This window comes from Cnuella takakiae (assembly GCF_001953305.1).
In the GTDB taxonomy this organism is placed as follows: Bacteria; Bacteroidota; Bacteroidia; order Chitinophagales; family Chitinophagaceae; genus Flavisolibacter; species Flavisolibacter takakiae.
The window spans coordinates 4,351,459-4,365,278 of the sequence record NZ_MTFE01000010.1 but is presented as its reverse complement, the minus strand read 5'-3'; the positions used below and the strand labels follow the sequence as shown (position 1 = coordinate 4,365,278).

Here is a 13,820-nt window from a genome sequence, read left to right as displayed (position 1 = left end):
GGAACTTAGGTCAAACATACTTTTAATAAACAACGCCCCTCCAAAGCAGAGGGGCGTTGTTTATTAAAGCAACTACATCCTAAAGTTTTTTACAACTTAGGCGAACACTTGTACCTAAGTTTCCCCTTAGGGAAGCAAGGGTTGCTTAAAAGAAATTATCCAAAGCTTTCAAACTGATCGGCTTTTCCCAAATGGTAAGCTTGGCGCCATCCAGCTCGTTGGGCATGGTAGGGCGGAAAGCACTGATCAGGTGGTACTGAATATTTGGGTACTGGGCATACATCTCCGGCAGCTTGTCCCAACCCAGCCCATCGGGCAGGTTATAGTCAATCAGTAAATAGTCGGGTATGGTCTCGTGGAGGCGCTTCATGCCATCCTGAAGGGTGTGGGATATATATACTTCGTAGTTCTTACGAAGGAAATATTGCCGCATCAGGAGGCATAAGTCTACTTCATCGTCTATGATAAGCACTTTTTTCCGTGGGTTCATATTGGGGGAATACGAATGCTATGTATTAATTTTTGTACCAAAAAGCTTTACAAAAGAACAAAGTTCCATTTAACAAAAAGCGCTAATTTCCTGTAGAGTTTTTTACTCATGCATTTGCCGCCTTACTACTTCGCTTATACATGTTGTTTGGTATGATATTTTACAAGGATAACCGGAATTGATTGATTAACCTTAAAATACCAAAGTCATGACGCAAAGAACAAAACTGATCCTGGGCATTGTGGGTGCCGCCGCAGCTGGTGTAGCCATCGGTATGTTGCTGGCCCCCGATAGCGGAAACGCTACCCGTCGTAATATCACCCGTACTGCCGGTGGTTGGGCCTCTTCTGTAGGCGACCTGTTGGCAAATGCCAAAGGGCAGCTTACCACCGCCAAGACCAAGGGTAAAATGAACGGCCGCCGTCTGGCCAACAAGGCAGACGATTATCTGTAAGCTACGGCCCCAACTGATCAGCAGGCCCAATGGCCTGCTGCTTTTTTCCTGCATAAACCCATCGCATATATGGAGGACCTTAAGACCAACTTTACCAGCCTGAAGCAACACGCTACCGATTATGCCCAAACCTATGTGCAGCTGGCCAAAGCCAAAGCCACTGCCAGCGCCTCAACGGCGGCAGCAGGTGCGGCCATCGGTGTTACCGCCGTGCTGCTTACCGTTTTTTTTATGATCTTCCTGTTTACCGGTATTGCCTGGTGGCTTTCTACGGTACTCAATAGCAATGCGGCCGGGTTCTTTATCGTTGCCGGCTTTTTCCTCCTCTTGTTGGTACTCATTTTTGCGCTGCGCAAAAAGGTAATTGTGCCCTGGATCAGAAACACCATCATCAGCAAAGTATATGAATCCTAAAATCCGCACATACGAAGACCTGCTGGAAGAAGAAAAGCGCCTGCTCGCCATCCTCAAAGGGCACGAAAACCTGATGCGGCAAGATTTTGTGGGCGTGCGCCAGGGACTGAAGCCGGTAGGTAATGCCTTCAACTTTGTGAGCAAACTTTCTACCCGCGACCAGACGGGCCCCTTCGCCAACTTCGGCCTGGAATTCGGTTTGGACCTGCTGCTGCGCCGCTTCCTGCTGGCAAGGGCTGGCTGGTTTACCAAAATCGCTATTCCTTACCTGGTGAAGAACTATGCTTCACACATCATTACAGAGGAAAAACGGGATGCCCTGATAGCCCGCGTCAATTCCTGGATGCAGAAGTTTCGACCCAAGCCGCCTGCATCAGCGGAATACTCAGCACAGGATGTGGATCCCCGCTTTTACCGCCCTGGCTTCACCGGTTCGGCAAGCACCGCATCCGGCACCGAATAGTATATAAACCTTTTTGATTGGTTGATTGGTTTCAGTAAAGCATTCCCTTTGGGTTGCCTTGCTGGAACCTTTTTATTTTGGTGCAGCATCACTTACCGGTACGGTTTTTACGCCTTTGTCATAAACACTGTCCTATGCCATACAACAACTACGATCCCAGCACCGGTCCCAATAGAAAAGAGCCCAACCAGAACAATGCGGACCATTTGGGCCGTGAAGGCGGCGATGATGCATTGGCCGACGCCCGCCCTTCCGATCCCAGGGCTGATGAAAAAGTGATTGTAAACGAACAGGAAAACAACCGGATCGTAAACCGGCCCTCCCAATCGGAATTGGGTGCGAACAGCGACGATGTGGTAAACGATTAGGTTTCTACCCATTAAAAAGGGTGCACATCGTGCACCCTTTTTAATGGGTAGGAATAGCCTTGGGCAAGCCTGGATCAATCTACTTTTCGGAGGCCGCCGGCAACTAAAGAAATAATGAAAAGCACGAGGAAAATAAAGAATAGGATCTTGGCAATGGAAGCAGCACCAGCTGCAATACCGCCAAAACCAAAGATGGCGGCAATGATGGCCACCACGAGAAAAATAACTGTCCAGCGTAACATGGTTGGGTGTTTTTAAAGGTTAAGATCTACGGGGTTTTTAAGGGAAGAATTATACCAATGCCTAACCTCAGGGGTTACCCGTAGTAGGTAGTGCCCGCACATTGGGGTATATGGTAAAAAATGGTACAGTTTTTTCACCCATTGGGGTATATCCCTGAACTATGCACCGGCAACAAGAAATAACTGCAGATGAAATGATGCTGCCCCAAACTTTTCAATACCTGTACACAGGTTGTCCATCACTACCAACAGAAACAAAATTTGCTTCTACAGAGCGGGTTGTTGGCGACCCGGCATCAGCGGGCACTTCTTTTCAACAGGTACCCGCAGGCTTTTACGAGCGGCACGACCCAGTGTTTGAAGGAATCGTTGGTGAGTAAGTCGTTGCCTTTTCCAAACAGAACTGTTATAATGAATGCTGCCGGACAGCTGATGTCTTCCCAGTGGGGAAATAGTTCCTCAACTGGGCAACCTCTTGCCGGCTTAAAGCACCCTGAAAGGAGTTGTTAGCCTGATAGTAAAACACCAGTCCTGCTTTTTTACCCTGTGTAACAGGGCAGGAGTGGTTGCATTTTTCCATACGCCAAACTCACCAGCATGATCAATCAACGTTTAGCCCAAAAGCAGAAGCTGAAGATCTTACCCCAGCAAATTCAACTGCTCAACTTCTTTCACCTCAACACCCTTGAGTTGGAACAACGCATTGCGCAGGAGTTGGAAGAAAACCCGCTGCTGGAAGATCAAAAGAATGATTTCGAACCTCTAGCCGACAAGTACAATAAGGATTCGGTGCAGGATTATCAGGACTGGGAAGAATACGGCTACGACGATATCCCCGATTATAAGCTGGAATACGGCAATTACCTGCATAATGATAAATTGCCTGAGCGGCCCATTGTAGGGCATTACGATTACCGAAAAGGACTGAAGGAGCAATACCAGTTGGGATGCGACAATGAGGCTGAAGCGGAGTTGGCTTCCTTTATCATTGATTCGTTCAATGATTATGGCATCATGGAGCAAAAGCCCGAGGACCTGGCGGAAGACTTTTCCTTCCGCATGAACAAGTGGATCGAAGTTGATGAAATCAACCGCATTGTGTTCAAGATCCAGGAGCTGGAGCCTGTAGGCATCGGCGCCCGGAGCATTCGTGAGTGCCTGTTGTTGCAGTTGCGTAAGTTCAATAACAAAAGGCCTGATGTGCGGATGGCCGTGCGGCTGCTGGAAGATCATTTCACAGACCTGCACAACCGCAATATGGATAAGATTAAGCATTGCCTCCACATAGATGAGGAGGAGCTAAAGATCGTATTGCAGCTGATTGCCACCCTGAAGATGAAGCCTATTTGCGAGGCTCAGGATGGTATCCAGATGAACCAGAACATCCTGCCTGACTTTATTGTAAACAGGAATGGCGAGGATATAGAAGTGATGTTGTATCGCCACCGCAGCGAAAGCCTGAACATCAATGGCACCTGGAAGCAGATGGCCGACAACAATACCAAGGTAAATACCGATAAAAGCGCGGTGCAGTACCTCAAGAACAAGTTGCAGTCGGCACAATGGTTTATCCATGCCGTGCAACAGCGCGAAGCCACCATGCTCAAGATCATGCGCTCCATTGTACATATCCAGTATAACTATTTCCTTACCGGCGATATCAACCAGCTGCAGCCCATGATCCTGAAAAATGTGGCGGAGATGGTTGGCGTGGATATTTCTACTGTAAGCCGGATCACCTGCAACAAATACGCGGAAACCCCCTTTGGCCTCATCCTGCTGAAAGATTTGTTTACCGAAGGTATTGCTAACGAGAAGGGACAAGTGATTTCCAATAAAGTGATACAATCGGCCATTGAAGAAGTGATTGAAACAGAAGACAAGCACAATCCATACACTGACCAGCAATTGGTTACCATACTTTCACAAAAAGGCTTTTCGGTAGCACGCCGTACGGTGGCTAAGTACCGCGAGCAGCTGCAGATTCCGGTATCGCATGTACGCAGCTTGTGGGCATAACGGCAAAGCCCTAATTTAGATACCAATACGAACCATAGAAACCCAAGTAAAATGCAAAAAATCCTGATCATTGATGACGACAGAGACATGTGTCTGTTGTTGAAACGTTTTCTTACCCGCCATGGCTACGAAGTACTGGAATCCTATACCGGAAAAAAATCGCTTGAGTTACTGGAAGAAGTAGAGCCCGACCTGATCATGTGCGATTTCAGGCTCGAAGACATGGAAGGTAATGTGTTGCTTGGAAAGATCAAGGATCGTTATCCATATATGCCCGTAATCATCATCACCGGCTACAGTGATATTAAGATTGCGGTTGAAGTGATGAAAATGGGTGCTTACGACTATATCACCAAGCCCCTTTTCCCCGATGAGATCTTAATTACCATCAAAAAGGCACTGGCTTCCGAGCCGGCTGCCCATGAGCCCCGCCATGTAGTTGCTCCGGTTGAAAAAGACTCCACCGCTGCTACTGCTGCCACCGCTACTGCTGCCCCGGCTGTAAACAAAGAGCCAAGACCACAGGTACTGCATTCGGGTGATTATATCTTTGGCGATTCGGCTGTTTTCCGCACCATCCTGCAGCAGATTGACCTGGTGGCACCTACTAACTATACCGTTATCATTTATGGTGAGAGCGGCAGTGGTAAGGAAGCTATTGCACAGGAAATTCACAAGCGCAGCAAACGGAAGAACAAACCCTTTGTTGCTATCGACTGCGGTGCCCTGTCCAAGGAACTGGCAGGCAGCGAACTGTTTGGCCACGAAAAAGGATCCTTTACCGGTGCCCTCAACCAGAAGATCGGTTCTTTTGAACTGGCAAATGGTGGTACCATTTTCCTGGATGAAGTTGCCAACCTGGGATACGATATCCAGGTATCGCTCCTGCGCGTAGTACAGGAACGCAAAATGCGCCGTATTGGTGGCACAAAAGATACCGAACTGGATGTACGCATTATTGTGGCTTCCAACGAAAAGCTTTGGGATGCTGCCCGCAAGGGTAAGTTCCGCGAGGATTTATTCCACCGCTTCAACGAATTCAGCATTGATGTGCCACCGCTGCGGCAGCGACCCGATGACATTATGTTGTTTGCTACTCACTTCCTCGATCAAACCAATATTGAACTGGGTAAAAACATCCGGCGCCTGAGCCCCGAGGTAGAGCAGATCTTCCGCTCTTATGTATGGTATGGCAACCTCCGCGAATTGAAGAACGTCATCAAGCGCGCAACCCTGTTGAGTGATGGTGAACAGATAGAAGCTACCTCGCTGCCTTTTGAGATTTCGCATTTCAACAAGCTGCAGTTTGAAAAAAGTCCCGAGCCCGCTCCTTCGGTGGTGGCCATGCCTGCCCCGGTGCGGGAGGAAGCACCCGAGCCTGCCCGCACGCTTTCTGAAACAACCCTTAAAGGTGCCAGCATTGACGCCGAATATGAGATGATTTTAAAAGCGCTGAAGAAAGTAAATTTCAATAAAAGCAAGGCCGCAAAGCTGCTCAACATAGACCGCAAAACACTGTACAATAAAATGAAGCAGTACCAGGAGTTTAACAACCAGTAATGACTTCTATATGCCGGTTGCCGATTGCCACTGAAAAGCGGTGAACGGCAACCGGCAACTTGTTTTACCTTACCCTGGTTAGAATCTTTTTTGATGAGTGAACAAACAAACAAGCCCGTCCGCATACTAATCATTGATGATGATGAGGATGATTTTTTCATCACCTCCGAATACCTCAAACAGATACAGGAATACGCCCTCAAAGTAGACTGGAGTTACCGGTTTTCTGATGCCATTCAGTTGGTTCAGAACAGGGCTTATGATATGTACTTCGTAGACTACCGGCTGGGTGCTAAAACAGGTATCGATTTCCTTAAGGAAGCCGTTGCTGTGGGCTGCGAAGAACCCATTGTACTGCTCACCGGCAAGGGCAATAAGTCCATCGATATACAGGCCATGCAGATGGGCGCCACCGATTACCTCGTAAAGACAGAACTGAATGTTGACAAGCTAGAGCGTTGTATCCGGTATGCGCTTGAACGTACAGCATATGTAAAAGCCTTGCGTGCCAACGAACGCAAATACCGCAGCATCTTTGAGCTTTCGAAAGATGCGGTTTTCATTGCCAGTAAGGACCTGCGCTTCCGGGATATGAACCAGGCTACTTCCGATCTTCTGGGTTATAGCCGCGAAGACCTTTCGGGTATGAGCGTTTTTGACCTGGTGGAAGACGATGCCGAACGACGCACCTTACAGCGGATCCTTCAACGTGAAGGAGAGATCAATGATATTGAACTGGAACTGCTGACAAATGGCGGCGAAAAGAAGAGCTGTATTTTTTCAGCTATGCTTACTACAGAGGGTACGGTAGATATGCAGTACCAGGGCCTCATACATGATATTACCAACATGAAAAAGGCTGAACGGGCCAACCTGCTGGTGGAGAAACTGGCTGCAACAGGCCGCCTGGTGCGTACCCTTGCCCACGAAGTACGCAACCCGCTGAACAATATCAACATGTCGGTAGAGCAGCTTGGGCATGGCCTTGAAGTAGAAGAAGCACCGCTCTACTTGGATATTATCCAGCGCAACAGCAAACGCATTGGCGACCTGATCACTGAACTGCTCGACTCTTCACGGCCTTCAGAGCTAAGCTTCGAACGTTGTGTGTTGCAAACGGTGATGGACGACAGTATTGCAGAAGCCATGGACCGCATTACGCTGCAGCGCACCAACATGCAAATAAGTTATTGCGATGAACCTTGCTGGATCATGGGCAACCCCGAAAAGCTGAAGATCGCTTTTCTCAACATCATCATCAATGCCGTAGAGGCAATGGCAGTGAACGAAGGCGAACTGGAAATAGAAATGGAAACCAACGGCCTGCTGCACAAGGTGAGCATTCGCGATAATGGCAGTGGTATTCCGGAAGAAAATCTTTCGCGTTTGTTTGAGCCTTATTTTACTTCCAAGCGAAACGGTATGGGTTTAGGCCTGGCAGCTACCCTCAACATTTTACAGGCCCACAAAGCACACATTGATGTATCATCAATTGTGGGTGAGGGAACGACCTTTGTGATAACGTTTCCATCGGCGTAGGGAAAGGCGGGAGACAGGAGAGAAAATATAAAAGCCCGGCAAGATAGTACTTGATTTTACTATCCTGCCGGGCTCTTTTTATTTAGGTGTTGTCTTTTCCTTCTTTACTGTCTTTCCTGGCTTTTCAGACTTCCCTACGTCGTCAACCTGCCCGCACGCTGGTGCATGATGTAGAAGATCATTCCACCAATAGCGGGGGCCGCAACTACGGCAATAAGCCAGAACCTTTTTTGGAAAGGCTTCAGGTCTTTGCGGGTGGCAACATCCACAATGCTCCAGATCCAATGCACACCGCCCAGTAATACTGAAAAGATGGCAATATAATCACCTATCCTATAGCCTTGCGATTTGATTACCGCCCCGATAATAAATAAAACAATGCTGACCAGTCCAATGATGAATGCCGGATGTTTAGTGTTTTTCATACAAGAAGTTTTGAGTAGCAGGGATGAGGATCCGTTCCTTTTACTCAAAAATCTATGCCACTTGTGCGCTCATACAGTTGTTGCGCCCTGTATTATAACAATCCCGATTGTAGTGCTTTAGGTCTCCAGGTAGGAGGGCGGGATTTCCTTAGCTTCTTTTTTAATGATAAAAACGGCAGTATCCTTGGGCTTGATACCTGCGCCATGCGACAGGGCGAACATTTTGGTGAATTCGGCGCCGAAGTACAAGATGATAGCCGAGTAATAAACCCAGGATAAGATGATAATAATGGAAGCTGCCGTGCCATAAGTAAAGCCAAGCTTGGAATTGCCCAGGTAATATCCAATGATGAACTTGCCTACCAGGAACAGCAGTGCGGTAAACAGCGCCCCTACAAAGGCGTCTTTCCAGGCAATGATGGCATCAGGCAGCACCTTGAAGATGACGGCAAAGAGCAGGCTGATGACAATGACAATGATCACCGAATTGATAACATAAATAAACTGTACGGAGTAGTGTGGTAAAATGCGACCCAGTTTGTCGCTCATCAGGTTGAGCAAAGCATTAACCACAAGCGACACCAGCAGGATAAAGGAAATGCCAACAATGAGGGAAAAAGAAATGAGCCGGTTGATCAGGAACTTGAGCCAGCCCTTGCGGGGTTTTGCCTTTACCGACCAGATATAATTGATGGAATCCTGCATTTCGGTAAAAACCCCGGTAGCACCAATAAAGAGTACCACACCGCCGATGATGGTACCCACGGTAGTAGCTTCCGATTGCTGGATATTGATGATGATTTGTTGTACTTGTAATGCAGCTTCACTGCCCACCAATCCTCTTATCTGGTGGTAGATGCGGCCTTCCACCGCATCGCGGCCAAAGAATGCGCCTGCCAGCGACATGATAAGAATGAGCAGGGGGCCAATAGCAAAAGTGGTATAATAGCTCAGGGAAGCGGATAACTTGAGGGCATTATCATCAATAAATCCCTGTATGGTGTTGCGCAAAACACTACCTGCTTTTTTGATCCGCTTCATGGTTGGGGGTTCGAAAAATAGACCTGCCTGAAAACTGCCGTAACCCGTTCAGATAAAACGGCCGGCTGCTGTTGGTTGGTGGCAGCATTTTTTCTGCATTTGGAAAGTACAAAATCTTTACTAATGCGCAGCTTGTTGTATGTTCTTGCAGTGCTGTTGTTGGTGGGCTGGGCCCTGGGAGCTTTTTACTGGCGTGCAGGTGGCATGATACACCTGTTGTTTATACTGGCCATCATTGCTTTTTTATTTGGCATTATCCGCCGTTCCTGAAGGTTGTGTTTAGCCGTAGGTAAGTGCGGCAGCCAGTTGGGTAAAGCTGTCACCACATCTCCGGCACCAGTTGGCGCATTGTTGCACCTGTGGATCGGTGTAGGGCTTGCATGCTTCGGCACATTCCTCACAAATGCCAATACACAAGAGTACCAGTTTGCGGGCTTCGGTACAGCGGCTGCTGAGGGCCTGCCATGTTTCCATGCAAATGAGGGCACATTCGTCTACAACCTTTTCCAATTGCTGCTGGCCGGGTAAGCTTTTTTGATGAAGCGCTGCCAACAGGTTTTCGCAAACAATCCATGTTTGCAGGCAGTTATTTCTTTGCAGGCTGATACCATTCATACGGCTGGATGGGGGTTTAATGGCGTTGGCAATTTTGAAACAGGGAGGCGGCAAAACCATTGAGGTCCTCACCGCTGGTTACCAGGGTGCCCTTGGTGCCATCGGCTGTTTGCATGATTAATAAATAAGCTTCTTCACCTTCCTGTCCTTTGCCTTCAAAATGAAAGCAGTTGAGTACCTCTACATCTCCAATTTCGTATCGTCTGTTGCCCGACCTGGTACGGAGTTCCTCCTGGTGCAGGTAAAACTCCTCTATATATCCTTCCTGTGTAGCCCTGTTGAGGCAGGTGGTGAGGCTTTTCTGGTAGGGTAGGGTATTGGGATTGATGAACAACATAATTGTCGTTTGCGTAGGTGTAAATAAAATAGCCTGCCATTTTTTAAGAAAGGCAGGCCATGCTTTGTTTATATGCTAAGGGTATGCAGGCTGTTGCTAAATTGAGTAGGAGGCACAACAGCCTGAGTATGCAAATGCTCAATGTCCGATTTTGTGCAAATCGCGGAGGTGTTTTACCTCGTCGTGGCTTTTGCGCAATGCGGCTTTTTGGTTTACAATCAGTTCCCGTGTCATTGGATCGAGTTCGGTATCCGAGTTCAATGCAAGGTCGTAGGCTTTTTGCGCAGCATCTTCACCAAATTCACAGTTGTCCAAAATAGCCTTGCGGTCTTTGCCGCTCAGGGTTGCTTTGAGGTCCATCCAAACGCGGTACACTTTGCCCGACTTGGTGGTGTCGGTAGCTGCCGTGCCACCCATGTCGTGTACGGTTGTATTCAGCTCCGTAAGGTATTGCTTGCTTTCCATGGTATAGCGTTCAAAGAGGGTGGCCAGGTCGGCATCTTCCGGCTTCAGTTCCTCAATGGCCTTTTGGTAGCCTACCACCCGGTCGTTGTTGATGCGCACCAGGTCGTTCAGCAGACCGATCACTTTTTCATTTCTTTCCATGGTAGAGCGTTTGAGGCTTTGCATTAAAAAATTGTACCCCCAGGGGTTTCCGGATTTATGATTTTGGGTTGCTGAAAGGGTGCGCGATTGAAAATCCCAGTCCCAAATTCCTTACACCAATGCCGTCAATATCTTCATCAGCACCCTTTCTTCAGAAGTGAGGCCGGTCAGTTCATCGGTTTCTTCAATGGCATCCAGTTCTTTCAGGTACTTGTTCAAGCCCTGTTCTTCATACAGCCTGATGATGCCCGGGTGTACATAATATTTTTTGCAAACGGTGCGGGTATTACCCAGTTGCTTGCTCACTTCGTCCAGCGCCTGCACCACGTTCTTTTTCAGTTCGGAGTCGCTGCTTACTTCGGTCATATTGCAAAAGGCACGAAGGGCGCTAAGGGTGCCTGCCCAGGTGCGAAAATCCTTGGCCGAAAAATCGCCACCTGTAGCCTGTTTGATGTATGCATTTACTTTTCCCGAATCAATGGTTTTGCGGTTGCCATCTGCATCCACATACTGGAACAACTCCTTGCCGGGCAGGTCGCGGCAGGCCTGGACGGCCCGGGCAAGCCGCCGGTTTTTGAGGCTGATGCTGTGGTCCACGCCTTTCTTGCCCCGAAACGAAAAGTGCATTTTGTCGCCTTCAATCTTTACGTGTTTGTCTTTAAAGGTGGTAAGCCCATAAGAGCCATAAAGCTTTTCGTAATCGTTGCTGCCTACCCTGATAAAGGTGCGTTCCATCAGGCTGATGACCGTGGCAATCACCTTTTCTTCAGGCAGCTCTTTGCGGGCAAGGTCTTCTTCCAGTTGTAGCCGGAGGGAGGGCAGCAGTTTGCCAAATTCAAACATGCGGTGAAACTTGGTTTCATTGCGCAGGAGGTGCCATGCTGCGTGGTAACGATATTGTTTGCGGCCCTTGCCATCAATGCCAGTAGCCTGTATATGGCCGTTGTCCTGCGCACAAATCCATACATCGGTCCAGGCCGGGGGTATGGCCAGTTTGCGGATGCGCTCAAGGGTTTCCTTATCCTTTACTGTTTTTCCTTCCAGGGTGTAGGTAAAACCTTCGCCTTTTCGGTTGCGTTTGATGCCGGGGTCACGGTCATTTACATAATGCAGGTCGGCAACCTTAGCTGCTTTAGTGTAATCCTTATCTATTTTAAGGAACTGTTTGTGCGAGAGGGATGGTGTTTCCATACGAACCTGGTTAGATATCGAAGTGCTGATCCTGGCTGCAAGGGGTTATGGTGTAGTTGGTAAAATGTGCATGTGTCAACATGTGTTATTGCCAGCTTTGCTGCAACCCCTTGCAACCCTGATCTGCTAGGATGGTAAAATAAAAAGCCAGACACCTCAATAGCGCCCGGCTTTCATCACTAATGTTGCAGTTGCCTATTGGGGTTCGGCTTCTGCTTTAATATTGATGGTGCTTTCCGCAAGCTGGGAGAGTTTTTCGTCGGTGTTTTTCTCTTCCTGGAGGTTCTGGCTCAATAGCTGGGCAACCTGATTTTCGCCCATTACTTTGGCCAGCGCCATCAGGCTGCCATAAGAAGCGATCTCGTAATGTTCTGCTTTTTGCGAAGAAATGATCAGCGCGGCATCGCGGGTAGCAGTGCCCTTGTCGGTATCAGAAATAGCATGTTCTGCTTCCTGAACCAGGCCGGTCATTGCTTCACATTTTTTAGCCTTGGGGCTCATGCCCAGTTGTTCAAACACCTGGTTGAGGCGCTCTACCTGGCCTTCGCTTTCGGTGATGTGTTGCTGGTAAGCCATCCGCAATTCTTCTGAAGTAGCCGCTTTTGCAAGCTTAGGCATTGTTTTCAGCAGGAGCTTCTCGGCATAATACAGGTCCTTGAGTTCTTCAACAAACAATTCCCTCAGTTTGGTTTCTTCCGATTTGCCCGGACGGCTTGCGCCGGTCTTAGATCCTGCCTGTTTGGTGCTGGTGCTTTTTTGCGCAGCACCCTTCGATGCAACGCCTTTCGACATCATGCTTTTGCCTGCTGTAGTTTTAGTGGCCGCGGCGCTTTTACCTGCCGGCTTGGTAGCTTTTGCCATAAGAGGATGATTTTGAATTAATGAAGATTTAATCGGGAGGAACAAAAAAAATTAGGCCACACCTATAAACGGTTTGCAAGGTGTGCTGTAGATGATTTTACCCACCCATTGCAGCCTTATATGCACTCCTTGTTGTGGTGCTTTGTGGTATTCAATTTGGATGGGGTTATTTACCCCCTCATTAATCAAAAAGAACCGTTATGCAAGCCAATCACCAGCTGCATTTTCTGCAGCAGAAAGTCCAGGAGCTCGGGCATGCCCTCTTGTTTAACCTGAGCGATTCTGTGCTGAAATTTCCCACCGCACTTGTCAGCAACCCGCAGCTGGATGAATATGGTTATATATGGTTCTGGGTGCAAAAGCCGAAGCAGGATATTGCTGCATTTGAAAACGGCTTTCCTGTACGGTTGGATTTCTACCGCAAGGGTGCCCTCAGCTATTTACAGGTGTCGGGCAGTGCCTGGATTGTTACCGACCCGGAGGAGATTTTGGCAATTTCGCAACTGGCAGCCCTTCCTGTTCACACCGACCGGGTATTGCTGAAAGTAAAAATGGAGGGAGCCGACTACCAGGAATGTGAAGGTGCCCATACGCACTCGTGGTGGAATGTGCGCAAGCAGAACCTGTTCTCCTGGTTCCGGCATTCAGCCGGTGGCTATGCTGCTGCCGATTCAAACTTTTCGGTTTCCTGAGGCGGATGCGGAGCTTACTGATTATGGCTACATACCATAAAAAAAGCTGCAGGCAACTGCAGCTTTTAATTTTTTACCCTGGCGGTTTACTTGCGCACATCATCCCCTGCACGCTTTTCATAATAGTCGGGATCGTCCATGTCCTCGTCTTCATAAGTTTCATCACCATCCGAAGAATAGGAACCGCTTGTTTGCACCGAATCCTGGTCAATAGGTGCTTCGTCGCGGGTGTTGGAAAGCAGGTTGCGGTCGCCACGGCCTGGCTCCAGGTCGCCGCGGTTCTGGCTGTTGTCGTCCGGGATCATTTTGTCTTTATCCTGTTCCATAATGCTGTATTGGGTTAAAAATGGTTTCAGGTAATTGTGAAACTACCATGCCAATTGAAAACATGCTTGTGAGAGGTGCCGGAGCAGGGATGCGATTTTGGATAGACTTACTTAAGTGCACCCCGAAACAGGATTTGTAGTTTATTAATGTGTGTACGCGCACACATAGTGCAGTGC

Annotated in this window: 20 protein-coding genes; 10 read left to right on the top strand and 10 right to left on the bottom strand. The window is 48.3% G+C overall.

Going from position 1 to position 13,820, the window contains the following annotated elements; genetic code table 11:
* Positions 1-145: 145 nt before the first annotated feature.
* Positions 146-490, bottom strand: a complete 345-nt coding sequence (locus BUE76_RS18735) for a response regulator (RefSeq protein WP_073045709.1) — start codon at positions 488-490, stop codon at positions 146-148.
* Positions 491-698: 208 nt separating this feature from the next.
* Between BUE76_RS18735 and BUE76_RS18730 the strand changes: the two genes are divergently transcribed.
* The 4 genes from BUE76_RS18730 to BUE76_RS18715 all read left to right on the top strand — a co-directional run bounded on the left by BUE76_RS18730 (position 699) and on the right by BUE76_RS18715 (position 2,189).
* Entirely contained in the window at positions 699-944 is a 246-nt protein-coding gene (locus BUE76_RS18730; RefSeq protein ID WP_073045711.1) for a YtxH domain-containing protein, read from the top strand.
* A gap of 69 nt (positions 945-1,013) precedes the next feature.
* Positions 1,014-1,358, top strand: a complete 345-nt coding sequence (locus BUE76_RS18725; protein ID WP_073045714.1) for a phage holin family protein — start codon at positions 1,014-1,016, stop codon at positions 1,356-1,358.
* Positions 1,348-1,821, top strand: a complete 474-nt coding sequence (locus tag BUE76_RS18720; RefSeq protein WP_073045717.1) for a hypothetical protein — start codon at positions 1,348-1,350, stop codon at positions 1,819-1,821. The genes BUE76_RS18725 and BUE76_RS18720 overlap by 11 nt, the downstream gene beginning before the upstream one ends.
* A gap of 134 nt (positions 1,822-1,955) precedes the next feature.
* Positions 1,956-2,189 (top strand): hypothetical protein, encoded by a 234-nt coding sequence (locus tag BUE76_RS18715; protein ID WP_073045719.1) that lies wholly within the window; start codon positions 1,956-1,958, stop codon positions 2,187-2,189.
* Between the two features lie 74 nt (positions 2,190-2,263).
* Here the strand turns inward: BUE76_RS18715 and BUE76_RS18710 are convergent, their stop codons facing one another.
* Positions 2,264-2,431, bottom strand: coding sequence for a DUF1328 family protein (locus BUE76_RS18710; protein WP_073045722.1), 168 nt, complete (start codon positions 2,429-2,431; stop codon positions 2,264-2,266).
* Positions 2,432-2,592: 161 nt separating this feature from the next.
* Here BUE76_RS18710 and BUE76_RS24265 point away from each other — a divergent pair, with 161 nt between their 5' ends.
* The 4 genes from BUE76_RS24265 to BUE76_RS18695 all read left to right on the top strand — a co-directional run bounded on the left by BUE76_RS24265 (position 2,593) and on the right by BUE76_RS18695 (position 7,549).
* Positions 2,593-2,811, top strand: a complete 219-nt coding sequence (locus BUE76_RS24265) for a hypothetical protein (RefSeq protein ID WP_143157386.1) — start codon at positions 2,593-2,595, stop codon at positions 2,809-2,811.
* Between the two features lie 217 nt (positions 2,812-3,028).
* Positions 3,029-4,450: an RNA polymerase factor sigma-54 gene (gene rpoN, locus BUE76_RS18705; protein WP_073045725.1), complete on the top strand. Its 1,422-nt coding sequence runs from the start codon at positions 3,029-3,031 to the stop codon at positions 4,448-4,450.
* Between the two features lie 51 nt (positions 4,451-4,501).
* On the top strand, positions 4,502-6,010 hold the full coding sequence (locus tag BUE76_RS18700; RefSeq protein ID WP_073045726.1) for a sigma-54-dependent transcriptional regulator: 1,509 nt from the start codon (positions 4,502-4,504) through the stop codon (positions 6,008-6,010).
* 93 nt (positions 6,011-6,103) lie between these two features.
* The gene (locus BUE76_RS18695) at positions 6,104-7,549 is read left to right on the top strand and encodes a hybrid sensor histidine kinase/response regulator (protein ID WP_073045729.1); all 1,446 of its coding nucleotides are present in this window, start codon (positions 6,104-6,106) and stop codon (positions 7,547-7,549) included.
* Between the two features lie 134 nt (positions 7,550-7,683).
* Here BUE76_RS18695 and BUE76_RS18690 read toward each other — a convergent pair whose 3' ends face one another.
* Together BUE76_RS18690 and BUE76_RS18685 are read right to left on the bottom strand one after the other, a co-directional pair.
* Complete coding sequence (locus tag BUE76_RS18690) at positions 7,684-7,974, bottom strand: PLDc N-terminal domain-containing protein (protein ID WP_073045732.1); 291 nt, start codon at positions 7,972-7,974, stop codon at positions 7,684-7,686.
* A gap of 117 nt (positions 7,975-8,091) precedes the next feature.
* The gene (locus BUE76_RS18685; RefSeq protein ID WP_073045735.1) at positions 8,092-9,015 is read right to left on the bottom strand and encodes a YihY/virulence factor BrkB family protein; all 924 of its coding nucleotides are present in this window, start codon (positions 9,013-9,015) and stop codon (positions 8,092-8,094) included.
* 123 nt (positions 9,016-9,138) lie between these two features.
* Here BUE76_RS18685 and BUE76_RS24260 point away from each other — a divergent pair, with 123 nt between their 5' ends.
* Positions 9,139-9,285 carry a lmo0937 family membrane protein gene (locus tag BUE76_RS24260; protein WP_143157387.1) on the top strand — a complete coding sequence of 49 codons (147 nt, stop codon included), beginning with the start codon at positions 9,139-9,141 and terminating at the stop codon, positions 9,283-9,285.
* Between the two features lie 9 nt (positions 9,286-9,294).
* Here the strand turns inward: BUE76_RS24260 and BUE76_RS18680 are convergent, their stop codons facing one another.
* From BUE76_RS18680 to BUE76_RS18660, 5 genes are all read right to left on the bottom strand, one after another.
* Positions 9,295-9,630, bottom strand: coding sequence for a four-helix bundle copper-binding protein (locus BUE76_RS18680; protein ID WP_073045738.1), 336 nt, complete (start codon positions 9,628-9,630; stop codon positions 9,295-9,297).
* 16 nt (positions 9,631-9,646) lie between these two features.
* On the bottom strand, positions 9,647-9,967 hold the full coding sequence (locus BUE76_RS18675) for a hypothetical protein (RefSeq protein ID WP_073045740.1): 321 nt from the start codon (positions 9,965-9,967) through the stop codon (positions 9,647-9,649).
* A gap of 138 nt (positions 9,968-10,105) precedes the next feature.
* Entirely contained in the window at positions 10,106-10,573 is a 468-nt protein-coding gene (locus tag BUE76_RS18670; RefSeq protein ID WP_073045827.1) for a PA2169 family four-helix-bundle protein, read from the bottom strand.
* Positions 10,574-10,684: 111 nt separating this feature from the next.
* Complete coding sequence (locus BUE76_RS18665) at positions 10,685-11,764, bottom strand: DNA topoisomerase IB (protein WP_073045742.1); 1,080 nt, start codon at positions 11,762-11,764, stop codon at positions 10,685-10,687.
* Between the two features lie 195 nt (positions 11,765-11,959).
* On the bottom strand, positions 11,960-12,625 hold the full coding sequence (locus BUE76_RS18660; RefSeq protein WP_245798400.1) for a YciE/YciF ferroxidase family protein: 666 nt from the start codon (positions 12,623-12,625) through the stop codon (positions 11,960-11,962).
* A gap of 200 nt (positions 12,626-12,825) precedes the next feature.
* Here BUE76_RS18660 and BUE76_RS18655 point away from each other — a divergent pair, with 200 nt between their 5' ends.
* A complete protein-coding gene (locus BUE76_RS18655) occupies positions 12,826-13,317 on the top strand; it encodes a hypothetical protein (RefSeq protein WP_073045744.1) in 492 nt (163 codons plus the stop codon).
* 86 nt (positions 13,318-13,403) lie between these two features.
* Here BUE76_RS18655 and BUE76_RS18650 read toward each other — a convergent pair whose 3' ends face one another.
* A complete protein-coding gene (locus tag BUE76_RS18650; protein ID WP_073045745.1) occupies positions 13,404-13,643 on the bottom strand; it encodes a hypothetical protein in 240 nt (79 codons plus the stop codon).
* Positions 13,644-13,820 lie beyond the last annotated feature (177 nt).